The 16,031-nt window shown below is 47.6% G+C and carries 14 protein-coding genes; 7 read left to right on the top strand and 7 right to left on the bottom strand.

Going from position 1 to position 16,031, the window contains the following annotated elements:
• Positions 1 to 18 precede the first annotated feature (18 nt).
• The gene (locus HP398_RS24100; RefSeq protein ID WP_017251778.1) at positions 19 to 588 is read right to left on the bottom strand and encodes a DoxX family protein; all 570 of its coding nucleotides are present in this window, start codon (positions 586 to 588) and stop codon (positions 19 to 21) included.
• A 290-nt stretch (positions 589 to 878) separates the two neighbouring features.
• Between HP398_RS24100 and HP398_RS24095 the strand changes: the two genes are divergently transcribed.
• The 3 genes from HP398_RS24095 (at position 879) to HP398_RS24085 (ending at position 6,038) form a co-directional block, all read left to right on the top strand.
• Complete coding sequence (locus HP398_RS24095; RefSeq protein ID WP_254476336.1) at positions 879 to 2,903, top strand: methyl-accepting chemotaxis protein; 2,025 nt, start codon at positions 879 to 881, stop codon at positions 2,901 to 2,903.
• 109 nt (positions 2,904 to 3,012) lie between these two features.
• Positions 3,013 to 3,585, top strand: coding sequence for a histidine phosphatase family protein (locus HP398_RS24090; RefSeq protein WP_173623861.1), 573 nt, complete (start codon positions 3,013 to 3,015; stop codon positions 3,583 to 3,585).
• A gap of 116 nt (positions 3,586 to 3,701) precedes the next feature.
• Positions 3,702 to 6,038 (top strand): Ig-like domain-containing protein, encoded by a 2,337-nt coding sequence (locus HP398_RS24085; protein ID WP_173623860.1) that lies wholly within the window; start codon positions 3,702 to 3,704, stop codon positions 6,036 to 6,038.
• 60 nt (positions 6,039 to 6,098) lie between these two features.
• Here HP398_RS24085 and HP398_RS24080 read toward each other — a convergent pair whose 3' ends face one another.
• Together HP398_RS24080 and HP398_RS24075 are read right to left on the bottom strand one after the other, a co-directional pair.
• Positions 6,099 to 6,965, bottom strand: a complete 867-nt coding sequence (locus HP398_RS24080) for an RNA polymerase sigma-70 factor (protein ID WP_069851763.1) — start codon at positions 6,963 to 6,965, stop codon at positions 6,099 to 6,101.
• A 45-nt stretch (positions 6,966 to 7,010) separates the two neighbouring features.
• Positions 7,011 to 8,183 carry an NAD(P)/FAD-dependent oxidoreductase gene (locus tag HP398_RS24075; protein ID WP_173623859.1) on the bottom strand — a complete coding sequence of 391 codons (1,173 nt, stop codon included), beginning with the start codon at positions 8,181 to 8,183 and terminating at the stop codon, positions 7,011 to 7,013.
• 143 nt (positions 8,184 to 8,326) lie between these two features.
• On the opposite strand from HP398_RS24075, the gene HP398_RS24070 reads away from it, so the two are divergent.
• The 3 genes from HP398_RS24070 to HP398_RS24060 all read left to right on the top strand — a co-directional run bounded on the left by HP398_RS24070 (position 8,327) and on the right by HP398_RS24060 (position 11,175).
• Positions 8,327 to 9,067, top strand: a complete 741-nt coding sequence (locus HP398_RS24070; RefSeq protein WP_173623858.1) for a GNAT family N-acetyltransferase — start codon at positions 8,327 to 8,329, stop codon at positions 9,065 to 9,067.
• A gap of 156 nt (positions 9,068 to 9,223) precedes the next feature.
• A complete protein-coding gene (locus tag HP398_RS24065; protein WP_017251786.1) occupies positions 9,224 to 9,781 on the top strand; it encodes a sigma-70 family RNA polymerase sigma factor in 558 nt (185 codons plus the stop codon).
• Positions 9,778 to 11,175: a hypothetical protein gene (locus HP398_RS24060; protein ID WP_173623857.1), complete on the top strand. Its 1,398-nt coding sequence runs from the start codon at positions 9,778 to 9,780 to the stop codon at positions 11,173 to 11,175. The genes HP398_RS24065 and HP398_RS24060 overlap by 4 nt, the downstream gene beginning before the upstream one ends.
• Before the next feature lie 57 nt (positions 11,176 to 11,232).
• On the opposite strand, the gene HP398_RS24055 is transcribed toward HP398_RS24060, so the two are convergent.
• From HP398_RS24055 to HP398_RS24040, 4 genes are all read right to left on the bottom strand, one after another.
• Positions 11,233 to 12,639: a nucleoside recognition domain-containing protein gene (locus tag HP398_RS24055; protein ID WP_173623856.1), complete on the bottom strand. Its 1,407-nt coding sequence runs from the start codon at positions 12,637 to 12,639 to the stop codon at positions 11,233 to 11,235.
• Positions 12,617 to 13,348, bottom strand: a complete 732-nt coding sequence (locus HP398_RS24050; protein ID WP_173623855.1) for a FeoB small GTPase domain-containing protein — start codon at positions 13,346 to 13,348, stop codon at positions 12,617 to 12,619. The genes HP398_RS24055 and HP398_RS24050 overlap by 23 nt, the downstream gene beginning before the upstream one ends.
• Positions 13,345 to 13,599 carry a FeoA family protein gene (locus HP398_RS24045; RefSeq protein ID WP_017251790.1) on the bottom strand — a complete coding sequence of 85 codons (255 nt, stop codon included), beginning with the start codon at positions 13,597 to 13,599 and terminating at the stop codon, positions 13,345 to 13,347. The genes HP398_RS24050 and HP398_RS24045 overlap by 4 nt, the downstream gene beginning before the upstream one ends.
• Before the next feature lie 246 nt (positions 13,600 to 13,845).
• On the bottom strand, positions 13,846 to 14,721 hold the full coding sequence (locus tag HP398_RS24040) for a dimethylarginine dimethylaminohydrolase family protein (protein WP_173623854.1): 876 nt from the start codon (positions 14,719 to 14,721) through the stop codon (positions 13,846 to 13,848).
• Between the two features lie 190 nt (positions 14,722 to 14,911).
• On the opposite strand from HP398_RS24040, the gene HP398_RS24035 reads away from it, so the two are divergent.
• Positions 14,912 to 15,655 (top strand): IclR family transcriptional regulator, encoded by a 744-nt coding sequence (locus HP398_RS24035; protein ID WP_017251792.1) that lies wholly within the window; start codon positions 14,912 to 14,914, stop codon positions 15,653 to 15,655.
• The last annotated feature ends 376 nt before the right edge of the window (positions 15,656 to 16,031 follow it).

Here is a 16,031-nt window from a genome sequence, read left to right as displayed (position 1 = left end):
TAGAGAGGAAAGACAGGATTACTTGTTCATCGGCAAAACACCATCGCGCGCTTTTCTCGTCCAAGGTGTTCCGAGATAAGAAAGCGCCCAGCGATCAAGACCATACCAGCCGGCAACCTTCCAAGCCAGAACGAGCCAAGTGGCAAAAACAAAAAGAAGTGGGTTGGTGCTGACCGTTCCTGCGAACAGAAAGCTGACGTTCATCAAGCCGCCGAAAAACGCTGCGATCCCTGTCAGGCAACCGAGGATCAAGCCGAGTCCGACGAGTACCTCACCCCAAGCAACGAGGAAGCCGAACACCTTGGCATTTGGTAATACCATATTTTCCAGGAACCAGGCGTACCACCCTGTTACGTCCTTTCCTTCGGCTGCTTTCGCCAAGGAGCCTTTTACGAACCCTTGAATCGCGCCGCCAGCTGCATCTCCAGTCCAGCTATCGGACTGGACTTTTTTCCATCCGGCAGTAATCCATGCATAGCCGACATACAGTCTGATGATCAACCAGATCGCAGCCGATTTCGTGCTGGTGAACAGGAAGTGTGAAACAGGATTTTCAGGAATAATAATTTCATTTTGACGATTTTGCATGTGGGTGTCCTCCTACATACGTTTTGAACATCTTCGTTCGAGCCGATTTTAACATAAGAAATGGTGGTGCAGTGCGGTTTTGGGCATAAGTTCATACGGTGTTCATTGACACTATAAGCACGGTGTTAATGGTAAATCCTAGTGTATATATTGCCAAAATACAGTAAATTCATGGAAAGATTGACAAGTTAAAGTGTGGTAAATTATGTTAAGTTATGTTTAAAAATATAACTTCTTGGAGCAGACTTATGAAACGAATGTGGATGTCTTTTCGTACTAAGCTTACCTTGATGATTTCACTATTTACGATGCTGGTAGCCATTGTGTTGTCTATTATTGACTATGTTCAGTTCAAGGCAAATATTATTTCTGACCAAGCGATACAGTACCAGCTGGTAGAGGATCATGTCACGAATGCAGTGAAGAATGTGGATATGGCATACGGCGTTTTTGAGAACGACATGGAAACCCGCATGCAGCAAACACTGCAAGTATTAACGAACAACTATCGGCAAAATCCAGCGGTGGAGACGTGGGACTATGCAGTCCTGCGTGAGCAGTATGGGATGGATATTTTCATCATTGACCGAAATATCAAGGTCGTTCATTCCAGCGTCAGAACCGATATTGGGCTTGATTTCAGCAATGCCGGGGCATTTACGGAGCTGTTGAAAAAGCGAATCAATGGAAATGAGTTTTCTGCTGATGGCATGGAGGTTGCGGTCAATACAGGTCAAATTAAAAAATTCGCTTATCTCCCTACGTTTGACCAGAAGTACCTGTTTGAAGTCAGTGTGAATTTGCAGGACAGCTCTCTTTTCCAGACCTTTAATTTCTTGGCTGTGTCGCAGGCGATCACGGAGAAATACGACATGGTAAAAGACATTCTGGTCTTTTCTCATGATGGTTACGCTTTGGGGAGAACAGGGAGCGACGGGAAAGCCTTGCGGGTGATCGATCATCACTTGCCGATTTTTACGGAAGCATACCAATCACAAGAAATCAGAGAGTTTCATGAAAAAACAGAGGAGAAAGATCTCACTTATCGCCTCGTGCCGTACAAGCTAGGCAAAGATCCCAATGATCTCAGCCGATCACGTGTCATCAAGATTGTGTATGACAATACGGAGCTGAACCAGAAGCTGGCGGACAATCTGGAGTCCGTTGTCTGGAAGCTGGTATGTTCCGTGGCAGGAGCGTTGCTGCTATCCTTCCTGCTGAGTCGCTGGATTACCCGCCCGATTGATCAAATGAGGGAGATCATTACGCAGACGGCTCAATTTGATTTGCGGGAAAAAATGGCGGTGAACAAGCAGGGCACGCAGGATGAGATAGGATTGACGGCACAGTCGATCATTGTTATGCGTGAGCAATTGAGCGAGGTTGTGAGCAAGCTGACAGCCGTGTCTCGCTCGGTCGCTGAAAATGCGCAAAGCGCGAAGCAGTCTACTGACAAAGTAAGCGAGCAGTCTAGCGGAACCGCGGAGGCTACGGGAATCTTGCTCGCCCATATGCAGGAGACGATGGCGGCCACAGAAGAGATGAATGCGACCTTGAATGACATGGAGACCGTCATTCACTCGATTACGAAAAGAACGGAAGAAGCGGCTGCGACCGCGCAGGATGTCAGCTCACGGGCAACTGCTTTGCGTGAACATGCATTGGCTGCGGATAAAATGACGACAGAGCTCTATATGAATGTGAAGGCCCAAACAGAAATTGCGATCACCGACTCGAAGGAATCGATGGGAAAGATCAACCTGTTGGCAGAGGCGATACTCACGATCTCTGAGCAGACGAATCTGTTGGCATTGAATGCGGCGATTGAAGCGGCACGTGCGGGAGACAGCGGTAGAGGGTTTTCTGTCGTAGCGGATGAGATACGCAGACTGGCGACGCAATCGTCTGAGGTCGTGATTGATATTCAACGCATTATTCAGGTCGCGCGCGAATCCGTAGACAATCTGGCGACTCATTCGTCGAGCGTATTGGACTTCATCGAAACGCGGGTCAGTCCTGACTACGATAGCATGATGGAAGCATCAGAGAAGTACAATATGGATGCACACCGTTTCCATACGTTGCTGGCGGAATTCAGTGCTTCTTTTGAAGAGTTGAATTCAACGATTAGCAATGTGGTTACTGTGGTGGAGCAAGTAACGAACTCCATGGAGAAAAGTGCACATAGTGTGGAGGCGATTACGGAGCAATCTCGCATAATCGCGGACAATAATCAACAGATTACGTCTATTTCCGAACGGAATGTCGGCTTGACGCAGACGATGGAAGAGATCGTGCATCGATTCAAAATGTAAGAGAGTCCCCCTTTCTGGTGAAAACGGAGAGGGGGATTTTTCGTAATACATGTACAGGGATGAAAGTATCAGCAAGAAATGATTGGAAATACTTCACGGGAGGGTACTCATGAAAACCTTTATTTACATGGTCAGGCATGGAGAATCACCAAAAACCGAAGGTGACGAGAGAACACGAGGGCTGACTGATAAGGGGAGGTCAGATGCCCATCTCATTTCTCAATTGTTGAAAAGCGAGAGAATAGATGCGTTCATTTCAAGTCCGTATAAAAGGGCAATGGCAACTATAGAAGAACTAGCCCAGTCCGTAGGGAAAGAGATCGTCGTTTTTGAAGAGCTGAAAGAACTCGTTTTTATAGGAAATGATCAAATCATGGCCGATAACGAAGTATACCCACTAGTAAAGCAGATGTTTGCTGAGCCAGACTTTTCGTTGCCTGGGGGGGAATCCGTCCGTATTTGCCAGAATCGTGCGATAAGAACGTTGCGAAAGATTTTAGAGCAATATAGGGGGCAGAAAGTTGTAATAGGAACGCATGGCGCCGTTATGACACTAATGATGGGGTACTTTGACAATCAGTACGACTTGGCCTTTTTATTAAAGACGTCCAAGCCTGATATTTACAAAATGGAATTTGAGGATGAGGTACTCTTGGAAACTACGCGATTATGGAAGGACTGACTATATATAAGAGACAAGATATGAAGGTAGCTGATTTCGATGGAGGTTTGTGAGATTTTTGTGAGAATCGTTTGATACGCTAGGTGCCGACTACAAGTACAAGAGGAGGCATAAAAATGACTAGCGAAAAAGACAGAGAATCGAAGCGAAAGGAAGAACCTCTCCATTTTCGAAAAGGATTGGCTACCTTCCTTTGTCTCGTTCTTCTGACGTTGGGGATCGAGAGTCCTGCTTTTGCGGCTTTTGGAGCAGAGAATTTGGCTACTGGGAAAACCGTTACATCCGGCGGGCACTATCAAACCTATTCACCAGACAAAGCTGTAGATGGTCAGGTGGGGATTGAGAGCAGTTGGATAAGTGATACAGGTCGTACGGGATGGTTCCAGGTAGACTTGGGGGAAGAGACTGAGTTTCGTTTATGGGAAGTAGAAGCAGCGATTGATCGTAACAAGGATTATTCCTTACAAATAAGCAGTGACGGAATCAATTTTTCTGATATTCCAGATGTAAATGCGAAAGTAAAAGGAAATCAGTCATACAATACATCTCTATTATTGTCTGCTCCTGTTAAGAGTCGTTATGTCAGAGTCAATTTTACAGATACGAATGATGGTTACAATCCAAATATTATGGAATTTGGCTTATTCAACTTCAAAGAGCCTGAGGCCCCATTAAATGTGGAGGCAACGCTCGAAAAAAACAGTGCCATTGTAAGTTTCCAGTCTGGTAATCCAAATGGAAAACGAATCACGAGCTACACGGTTACCTCCCATCCTGGAAACTTGACGGCTACCGGGACAAACAGCCCGATTACCGTTGAAGGATTGAGCGATGGCACGGAGTACACATTTACAGTCACCGCAACAAATGAAATAGGGGAATCCGTTCCTTCTGCACCTTCCAACGCCATTACGCCTGTCGAAGCTACTCCATCCAAGCCAGTCATGACCCTTAGCCATAACGACTGGACGAATCAGGATGTGGAAGTAACCATGGTGGGTGAGCTGGGAAATACCATTCAGTACAAGCTGAACAATGGCTCCTGGCAAACATACACCGACAAAATAAAAGTGTCGACCGAAGGAATCACAGAGCTTGTCGCTGTTCAGGTTAACGGTTCGCAAAAAATGAGTGAAGAGGAAAAAGTGGAGGTTCGCATCGACAAGACAGCACCGGTCATTACCTTAAAGGGCGATGCGACGATGACGCTGTACAAAGGAACCCCATTCACTGATCCTGGCGTAACCATCACAGACCGAGAAAGTGGCTTGGAGGCTGAGGTCCAAGGTCACATCGATCCTATCCAAACAGGGACGTACACACTGAAGTATCACGCAAAAGATTCGGCTGGGAACAATGCTGACGTTGTCACACGCATCGTGAACGTCGTGAATAAGCCGACGCCACCACCGCAGCCTTCATACTATCCGGTTTCTGAAGTAACACTGGAGGAAGAGGCATTCACTATGACACTCGGGGATGAGCCTGTCCAGCTGCATGCTACGATCCAGCCAACGTACGCTTCCTACAAAGCTGTAGAGTGGACCAGTAGCAACCCTGAAGTCGCAGAGGTAGACAAGGAAGGCAACGTAACAGCAAAAAGCGCAGGGAAGACAGTGATTACCGTAAGAGCCCTCGACGGGAACAAGACAGCAACTACAGAAGTGACCGTGAAGCGAAAAGTAACCTTTACCCTGGAAGCGTCCCCTGAGGAACTGACGATAAAGCCAAATCAGTCTAAAAACCTCAAGGTGTATGTGGTAGACGGCAAAAAGCGCAAGGATATTTCGAAAGACAAAGAAACTACGTACAACATCGACAATGATCTGATCTCTTTGAAAAAAGGACGTATTACTGCTGGGAAAACAGAAGGCGAATCTATCATTACCGTCCAGTATCAAGGGGAGGAGCTTACGATTCCGGTGAGCATTTCGGGATTGACTGTCAAGTCTATCGAATTGTCCGAGCAAACGCTTGTGTTGGAACCAGAACAGGAGAAGCAGTTAACCCTAACAGCTTTCTTCCGGGACAAGAGTAGTAGGGATGTAACAGAAAAAGCCACTTGGACTTCTAGCGATCCAGATGTACTAGAAGTGTTTGGTAACGGTGAGGTCAGAGCAGGAAAGAACGGAAAAGCTTATGTGACTGCCAAGTACGACAATAAGTACATGCGAGCAAAAGTTTTGGTGGTCGATGAAAAAGAGACGAAACAGTTAAAGCTGAATCGTTATATACTAGGTCTTTCTCCAGAAGAGACCTTTACCCTCCAAGTTCATGCCGAATATGAGAGAGGGTATACAGAATTGGTTTCCGAAGGGGTAGAATGGGTATCGGAAAATCCTGAGGTTGCAACTGTAGACAATGGTGAAGTGACGGCAGTTTCTACTGGTAATACAACACTGACAGCCAGCTACGACGGAAAAGAAGTGACGATTGAGGTAAACGTCGAATAAGACCGATCGATACACATACAAAAAAAGCCACCTGATCATGGTGGCTTTTCGTTTTGATGACTACGACACGATGAATCTTAGCTTATCAGGATTTCTGACAAAGTAGAGGTTACGAATAACTCCGTGTTCGATATGCAAAAACACCACGGTGTCGATCTTGCCGTCTTGTCTGATCACAAACCCGGTCTCGTTGTTCAAAGGTGCGAGCTCTACAGAGAAATCTGGACGCTTCGAGAAGCTGCGCATCAAGCCGAGTAAGAAGGAAGCCACGCGTTTGCCAGACAAGATCGGATGCAGGGCTGCGGTGACCTTGCCGCCGCCGTCGGAGAGCAATACGGCATCTGTGGCAAGCAGAGTGAGCAATGTCTCAACATTTCCGTGCTCCAGCGCAGACAGAAAACGGCCGATCCATTCTTCGCCGAGCTCTTTTTCTGGGGTGAAATGAGGTGCCTCAGGGTCCATCCCCATTTTCTTTTTCGCCCGACTAACGATCTTGCGGCAATTCGCTTCGCTTTTTCCAACCAGCTCGGCAATCTCATCATATTGGAAATCAAAGGCTTCTCGCAGGACGAACACCGCTCGTTCTGGGGGAGATAGCCGCTCCAACAGGACGAGCATTGCGTAGGATAGCAACTCTTTGGTAATGACAGAATCATAGCCGTCTGCATCAGGGGTAGAGATGGGCTCTGGTAGCCATGGTCCAGTATACAGCTCCCGTTTTTTACGGGCCGATTTTAACAAATCGAGGCATCGGTTTGTGGTCATTTTGCACAGGTAAGCCTTCGGTTCGGGCATCTGTTCCAGCGAGACAGCATGGGCCTTCACGAATACGTCCTGCACGATATCCTCCGCATCCGTGGCCGAGCCGAGCATCTGATAGGCGAGGTGGAACATGAGCCCCTTATATTGTTTGTACAGAGCCTCCATGGCTGTGTCACTTCCTCTTGTGTCTTCGTACGTCCCTATTTTTTCCTATTTTATCATGCTGGCAACATTCCAGGTGAACTGGCGAAGCTTCCACCCCAATTTCCCTGTCAAAATGATATCGAGTCCCCATTTTCTCGTCCAAACCATTCCGCGTTCAGGGCCGAGTCCGACGCAGTAAATGTCCATGTAGCTTTTGTGTGCGGGGGCAGGGGTGCCATCCAAGTCGGCCAGCACAATTTTGCCCAAACGCATCGCCTGTCCGGAGGCTTCCTTGCATGTCATCGTATCTGCTTGCCCGCTGGCTGGATCTACGATGCGTGCACAATCGCCAATACTGTACACCCCCGGCGTTTCCGCTACACGATAGGATTCATCGACGACCACCTGGCCGTGTGTGGTCAGTGGCACGCCCATGCTGCGCAATGCGGGATTGGGTTGCAATCCGAGCGACCAGAAGCATAGTCCGACAGCAAGCGTGCGGCCTCCAGATAGTGTTACGAGTCCATTCTGCTCATGAAGTGCCTTTTGACCATGCAAAATGGTTACACCGCCATCCGTGAGTGCACTCTCCAGCTTGCGCCCCATTTTGGGAGGGCCTTCGGTAAACAAACGATCTTGTGCGTTGATGAGATAGACTTTGACTTCATCAGGATGGATGCCGAGGTTCTTCGCTTCCTCGTGCATAGCGAAAGCCAGCTCCGCGGAGGTTTCCATCCCGCTGATGCCCGCTCCTGCAACGGCGATGGTCAACAATCGCTCGCGTTCGGACGGCTGCTTCTCATGGACGGCTTGGCGCATGTTGGCAAGCCACTTTTCCCGAACCGCCTCGGCCGTCTCGACGCCCGTCAAAGCGATGCCGCCTTGTTCTGGCTCCGGTTGGCGAATGATGCTTCCTACTGCCAGGATGAGCATGTCGTAGGGTAATGCGTGCTCTTGACCATTTTTGTTCCGAAATAAGAGGGTTTTCTCTTGCCCTTTGATCGATGTGACTGTACCTTGTACGAATTCGACGCCCTCTGGAAACAGGCTTTTTAGCGGAATCGAGATATCCGTTTTGGCAGCAGCTGGTTTGAACAACAGGACTTTGCGAAGGTGATGAGGCTCTTTATCGATTAAGATGAAGCGGATCGGGCGTCCTTTGCACGTATCGCGAACGGCTTTTAGCGCGTTGATACCTGCGTACCCGCCTCCGACAATCACACATGTTCGTTCTTTCATGCCAATCAGCTCCTCATTTGGTTTGACCATATAACGATCATGGGAGCGATTGTGTGACACACCGCAAGAGGAAAATGTCGAAAAAAAACGAATAGGGAATAGATGGGAAGATAGACATCTGAGTTCGTAGGAGGATTCTAAGCATGTCATACAACATCTACACTTTCGCACAAAGATCGGATCTAAACGATCAAGCTGATGCACTAATCGAAGCAAGCTGGTCTGCCTTCATGCTGAATGACGAAGTGGCTAACGAATATTACGGTCATCTGTATGACTGGTTCTCTCCTTATCAATTCATGCTGACGGACGAGGCTGACAAGCTGATGGCTGTAGGAAATGCGATTCCATTTTACTGGGATGGCACTGCGGAAGGGCTGCCAAAAGGCTGGGATGATGTCTTTCTGCAAGGGATTGAAGACTATCGCCAAGAAAAACAGCCAAACGCGTTATCGGCACTCTCTATCTCCATCGATCCCCACTATCGCGGCCTCGGTCTCAGCAAGCAGATGGTTACGGCGATGAAGGATATCGCCAAGGAAAATGGTTTGGCGTACTTGGTAGCGCCTGTACGTCCATCACTCAAGCACAAGTACCCGCTCACGCCAATGGACAAGTATGTTCAGTGGAAAACGACCGATGCCGCTCCGTTTGATCCGTGGGTGCGCACACATTGGAAACTGGGAGCGACGATCATGCAGGTGGCGCCGGAATCCATGCTGATCAGAGGAAGCTTGACGCAATGGGAAGGCTGGACAGGGATGAAATTCCCGGAGTCCGGTTCGTACATCATTCCAGACGCATTAGTTCCCGTGCAGGTTGACGTAGAAAAGAAAGAAGTCGTATATATCGAGCCGAATATTTGGATGCAGCATTTTTTATAGAGCGATCCAAAAGGTCTGGTTTTTGGAAAAGGAAGAATAAACAGCGAAGTAGCCGTTGTGGAAACCACAGCGGTTTCTTTTTGCATTTTCTGTCACCTTTTTGCCGTGAGACGGATCATACCTAATAGCAAGCAATCAACGGATGAGGTGAACGGGTTGAACGAAGCAGAAATAATGCCAGCGAGTCTGGAGGTTACACGGGAAGCCAGACTGAAATGGCTGATGCAGCAATACGGGGAGAAGATTTTTCATCTGGTGAGTCTCACGGTAAAGAATCATGCCTTGGCGGACGATATTACCCAAAACGTGTTTATCAAAGCGTATCGGCATCTCGATCAGTTCCGCGGGGACGGACAGATCAAGCATTGGCTCTACAAGATTGCGATGAATGAAAGCAAAAAGCATTTTCGGTCGTGGTCGTTTCGCAACATTTTTCCGACGATGGATGATCATTTGGGCGACCTGATGGATCGGCAGGCAAACAATCAGGTAGAGGAAGAGATTATAAACCGGGTGAAGCGGGAAGAAGTCGTCACGTACATTCAATCCCTTGCACCGAAGTACAGGCAAGTCATTCTCCTGCATTATTACGAAGACCTGTCGATTGCGGAAGTGGCGGACATTCTCGCGGTTTCGCAGGAGGTCGTCCGTACGCGTTTGCATCGAGCCAGGAAGCAATTGAAGGAGACCATGTCGAAGGAGGTAAAAGGATGAGCGACGATCGCATGTGGAAAGAATGGAGCCAATCAGCAAAGCAATCCGTTCGTGAAAAATATCCGTTTCATTTGGAAAAATTCGAGCAGGAAGTACTCACAAAAATTCAGCGTGAGAAGCGTCGCCGTCGCTGGCAGGTAACCTCTTGGGCAGCTGGAGTAGCTGTTGCTGCTACTTTGTTCTTCCAGATTGTTCAGCCCTTTGAGGGAAGCTCGTGGGGACTGACGGGGGCAGAGAGAGGACAGGAATCCTTTGAATGGATCACACCAGATGAAGGTTTCATGCATGCTTTGAAAAATGGCTATCCGATTCTGCCTGAGGTGAAATTGGAGAAGGACGGTTTTGTTTATCAGATCAGGGATGCCATGGTCGATCACAGACGGATTACGTTTACGCTGTTAATCTCCGGTGAAAAAATGGAGGAGATCGCGCGAATTCCGGATGAATCGACAAGAAGCGAGATGCTCTATGGGAGTCTTCGTGTAGATTTGGGGGGGCTGATAGAAACAGGGCATGCTCCGAAAGAATTTCAATTAATCGATGGTGTGCATTATCTTATCATCACACCGAATTACCGAATTGACGAGAAAAAAATGCGGGAGTTCATGAATCAGACGAAGCCCGTCTTGCCTGTGCAAATTGTAGATATGCGAAAAGATGATGCAGTGGTGGCAGAATTATTGTTGCCTCTTCCAAAGTCTGTCACCGTAGCGGAAAAAGTAATTCAACCGGACGCAGAAGTAGAGGCTGTGCTAGAAACAGACAGCCTGTTGACGAGTCTGAAGGTAAACCAGATAGTAGCTTCTCCGACGGTGATGGAAGCGGAGCTGGAAGCTGCTTTGCAGGATGGATTCGAGCTGTATCGCTTGGAGAATGTGAAGCTGGTAGATGGGAATGGAAAGGAATATCCGGCAATGGATGACCGAATCAATGAGAATCTGGAACGGGTTCGAGGTGGCGATGCTACCCGGGTTCAGGGCAGCGACAAGTATACCATGCAGTTTTTCCCATCGCTCTTCTTTGAAGACGTACCGGAAAAACTCGAGCTTCGATTTGACGAGGTATCTGCGAATAAGTCCATTAGAGAAAACATCGTGCTGGATCGGAATACCAAATATCCGCAAAGCATTCCATTTGGCAACAAGAAAAAGCTGAACATAGAAAAGGTGTATTATGACAAAGGCAAGCTTTTCATCGTCATCCCGAACAAGGGACCGGAAGAGATTAACTTGCGTGTAGATGGTCAGTACTACAAGGATTTTATTGTCGCAGAGAATCTGGAGACCGTTTCGCTTACTTACAAGGTACCGAAACAGGATACGTATCAGCTGGAGATGAGCGGACTGGAGTTTGAGAGATTTCCCCTTAAAGGTGTAATACCTATTACAAAATAAGAAAGCCTTTGCACGAACCAGGAGGTCTGGTATTGTGCAAAGGCTTTTTACTGTTTTTTACACCCAACCGAGTGCCCTTGTCACCTGGGCAGTCAAGAACGTTACTCCAATCGCAATGGCGAGCGGAATGAGTGCAGAAAGCACTGTCCATTTCACACTTTTCGTCTCTTTGTAAATATTAAACAAGGTTGTGCCGCAAGGGTAATGAAGCAGAGAGAACAGCATCATGTTGAGTGCTGTCAACCAAGTCCACCCGTGCTGTAAGAAGACATCCTTGATATTGTAGATCCCTTCCACATCCACCATGGCACCGGAGGACATATACCCCATCAGAAGGATCGGCAGCACGATTTCATTAGCGGGCAAGCCGAGAATAAAGGCCATGAGAATATAGCCATCGAGACCAATGATTTGCGCAAATGGATCAAAAAAAGCAGCCATATGGGCAAGGATGCTATCCCCACCGACAAAGATATTGCCCAATACCCAAGTGATGATACCAGCAGGGGCGGCTACAATGACGGCCCTTTTCAGTACGCTCCACGATTTATCTTTACTTGCGATGAGGATCGTTTTCCAAATCTGCGGACGGCGGTAAGGGGGCAGCTCCAACGTATAGTGTGTCGGTACTCCGCGCAAAGCTGTTTTGGATAGCGTCCAGGAAACGGTAAGAGTGATAACGATTCCAAAAAGTACCATACCCATGACGATAAGAGCAGTAATCAGAGATTGCCATCCGCTGGTCGTGCTGGTCGCCATAGATAGAGACGCCAATAAGATCAAGGTAGGCCAGCGACCGTTACACGGGACGAAATTATTGGTCAGAATCGCCAGCATTCGCTCCCGAGGAGATTCGATAATCCTGGTTGAAAGGATGGCAGCTGCGTTACAGCCAAACCCCATCGACATGGTTAATGCCTGTTTTCCGTGTCCTCCTGCATTTTTAAACAGACGATCCATGTTGAACGCGACACGCGGCAGATATCCGAAGTTCTCGAGCAGGGCAAAGACTGGGAAAAAGATAGCCATCGGAGGGAGCATGACGCTGACAACCCATGAGGTACCGCGAAAGAATCCGAGAACCAGAATCCCGTGCAGCCAATCAGGTGCATGTACAGCTTGAAAGCCAGCAGTTAGATAACCCTCGACAACACCGAACATGTCCGCAAGCATTCCGGATGGAACATTGGCAGCGGCGATCGTGATCCAGAATACCGCGCCTAAAATCGCCAGCATGATGGGGTAGCCCCATATTTTGGACGTCACAATTTTATCCAGCTTATATGCACTAGAAAGCTTTTGCTTGTCTTCGTATGTCACAGCTTCCTTACAAATACTGCGACTGGTGCGGTAAATGTCACTCACAATCGTGTCTCGAATCGCACTTCCTTCCACTGAGCTCCGGGATGCGGAAAGAAGCGCATCAAGGGAATCAGAAGCATTAGTGGCAAACGGTTCGGCCATGGGTCAAAGGCTCCTTTCTTGCAGTTGTAGCCGGATCTTGCATGCGCTCTCTCAAGGTTCGCAACAAGCTTTCATCTCCATCTAACAATCGCAGAGCGATCCATCTTGTCGGAAAACGGCTACCCAAGGTTTTCTCGATGAGCGGCTCCAACTGTGCCAGCTTGGATTCAATCTGATCACTGTAGGTTATCTGTACAGGATTGGGCACGATGGTTCCGTTCGCTACTTTCTCCACCTGATCGAGCAAATTCTCGATCCCGATATGATTTCTGGCGGAAATAGATACACAGGGAACGCCTAATCTTTGCGAGATTTTTTCCAGATCAATACGAATGCCAAGCCTTTTCGCCTCATCGATCAAATTGATGCATACGACAACACGAGGGGTCATTTCCAATACCTGCAAGGCCAAATTGAGATTCCGTTCCAATGAAGTTGCATCCAGTACCACAATGGTGACGTCAGGTTGCTCGAAGATAATGTAATCTCTCGCCACTTCTTCATCCGCCGAGTTGGAATACAAGGAATACGTACCTGGCAAATCGATGATCCGAAAAGTCGTATTTCCCCGAGAGAATTCTCCCTCAGCCATTACGACTGTCTTTCCTGCCCAGTTTCCCGTATGCTGGCGAAGCCCCGTCAATGTATTGAACAACGTACTCTTACCAGTATTCGGATTTCCTGCTAAGGCAATCGTGTAAGAATTCATTTTTCGTCACTTCCCACGTACTCCCCGAATATGAGGGAGCTTTCTTCTTTGCGCAGGGCGATGATCGTGTTATTTACCCGAAAGGCGATGGGATCGCCTAGCGGACTTTTTTGCATGACTTCCACGATGTTGCCGGGGACGAAGCCGAGATCCAGCAATCGCCTGCGCAGTATACCCTGAACGTCAATACGATCCAGACAGATGTGGCTACCCATCAAGGCATCAGACAAAGGAATGCTGATAGATGGCATGATGTTCACTCTCCTTTTTCGTTAAGGACAAACTGTTGGCTTAGGGCAAAAATGAAGGTAAAAAAAAGTGCACGTAGTAGTCGTTATGTTCATGATTTTAGTTTAAGGTAAGATTCTTTCTCAGGCAACAAAGTTTTTGCTTAAGGAAACTTTTTCGTCATAAAAAACTGCACCTCCAATCGTTAATGCTCTAACAATGGGGGTACAGTTTGACCTTGATGGTCTACTATCAAGTATATCTACCCGCTAAATGCGTTCCACCGGGCTTGTCAGGCAAGTAGGTCCACCTGTTCCCTTATAAGAAATCTCCTCGCCCTCATAGTCGTACACAGTCGCACCTGCATCGAGAAGGCGTTGTTTGGTAATCGGGTTGCCTGCCACGACCATGCACACTCGTGGAGCGAGGGCGAGAACATTGCTGCCCAGATTATCGTACTCATCATCCGGTACTTCAATTAACTGAATGCCTCTGTCGATGAGCAGTTGGCGGAAAAATACTGGCATCAGCTTGGAGTAGACGACTGCCAAATCATGATCGACCATGCTGATAATCGACATCAGATGCAGACATTCCGCAGGACCGCGATCATACGGGAGCTGTACCACGATGATTTCATCTGTAAAATCCTTGACCATTTCCGTAATTTGAGCAATAGCCGCTTCGTTCGTACGGAAGCCAAGGCCAATCGCGAGTGTTTTGTCATCCAGCCATACGAGATCGCCGCCATCTGACAACGCGTCGCCTGTGAGCTGTCCCAGAATTGGGATGTTGTTTTCTACTAAAAAGGCTTTGTATACTTCGGCTTCTCCCTGACGGAGCTCCTTGCCAGATTTGAGGATGATTGCCCCTTTGGAAGTAATTTTCACCGGGTCATGGGCGTAAATGGAATCCAGTCCTGTTTTATCGGATTGTGGCAAGTGCAGGACGTTTTCTACATGCTCGCGCAAAATCGATTCGAATTTGGCGTATTCATGCAGAGCGCGGTCCCAGTCAGGGCGGTCTGTATAGTTGAAGGTTTTCCACGATTGATCGAGATGTTCTTGACTGATAAATGCTTGATGGGGATGCTTGATGATGACGGTTTTCATCTTTTTGACCATGGATTGGCTGCCTTGGAACATAGTTGCCTCCCTTTTTCCACATTACAGAATATTATTCATATTTCGAAATGTTCACCATTAGTTTACACATTCTGATTTCTGACTGTCAATCTGTGATTCCACAATGGAGTTTTTTTGCGATTCACAAAATTAGAGCAAATGGTTTAACATAGTTTCATGTGAGAAGATAGATAGAAAAGGGGGGATGACCGTGATTCAATCGTTTGATCGAGCGATGGCGATTGCAACGGCACTTTCGTCGGATGAGCATAGAAAATGGTGGACGATCAATGATTTAGCGAAGGAATGCCAGCTCCCGGTCAGCACCATTTATCGACTGTTGTACACGTTGATGAAGCATGGACTGGTAGAGCAGGATGCTGCGACCAAGCAATATACATTGGGGATTAAATGGATGGAGTTCGGCTTACGCGTGCTCGATCGGATCGATTATCGGAAGGTGATCAAGCCGATGATCGAGGAGCTCGCCAGAGAAGTAAACGAAAGTGTTTACTTCAGTCAGCCTAGCGGACTCGAATCCATTGTTGTCGATCGCGTAGACAGTCAGCACAATATCCGTATCTACGACCAATTAGGCTTACGGATTCCGATGCATATTGGTGCGGCCAATAAAGTCGTGCTGGCACATATGTCTATGGAAGAAGCACGACAAACCGTAGTGCAGCTGGTGGGTGAAGAGCAGGTGTCTGCTTTTATGGACAAGCTCCAGGAGATCAGAGCAGCTGGTCATGCGGTCAGTTTTGCGGAGCGGACGGAAAATACGGCGTCCGTCGCAGCACCGGTGATTGATTACACCCAAAAGGTAATCGGGGCGTTAAGCATTGGAATTGTTACGTATGATTTGAAGGAGGAACGACTCCAGTATTTGATTGAACGGGTAAAGGATGTCGCTCACAAAACCTCGCAACGGCTAGGCTGCCTGTCAAAGGCTTGACTGGCCTTTTTTTATTTTGATGAAACCAATCGTGAAGATCGTACGTAGAAAAAAATGACATTTCTTCAAAGGGAGTGCAACAAGAAGTAACGGGAGGGGCTAACCTGTTGGAATCAATCCTCGGAGGGGTATTTACGATATTGTTTTCCTATATAAATGGGTTTTTAAACCTATTGGGATTTCAATCAGATTATGGAAAACATGCTGAAACAGGAGGCAAGATTAGCTTTTCGAAAATATTCATGGTGGTAACAGCTCTTGTGGCTTTCGATCTCATATGTGCGTGGGTTTTTTAATCATCAAACGACATAAAGCAAAAACTCGATCTACCCAACAGTCCGGGGAAATCGAGTTTTTCTTGCTTCCGGGCCAATCA

This window comes from Brevibacillus sp. HB1.4B, assembly GCF_013284285.1.
GTDB classification, from domain to species: domain Bacteria; phylum Bacillota; class Bacilli; order Brevibacillales; family Brevibacillaceae; genus Brevibacillus; species Brevibacillus porteri.
This window is presented reverse-complemented; position numbering and strand designations above follow the sequence as displayed.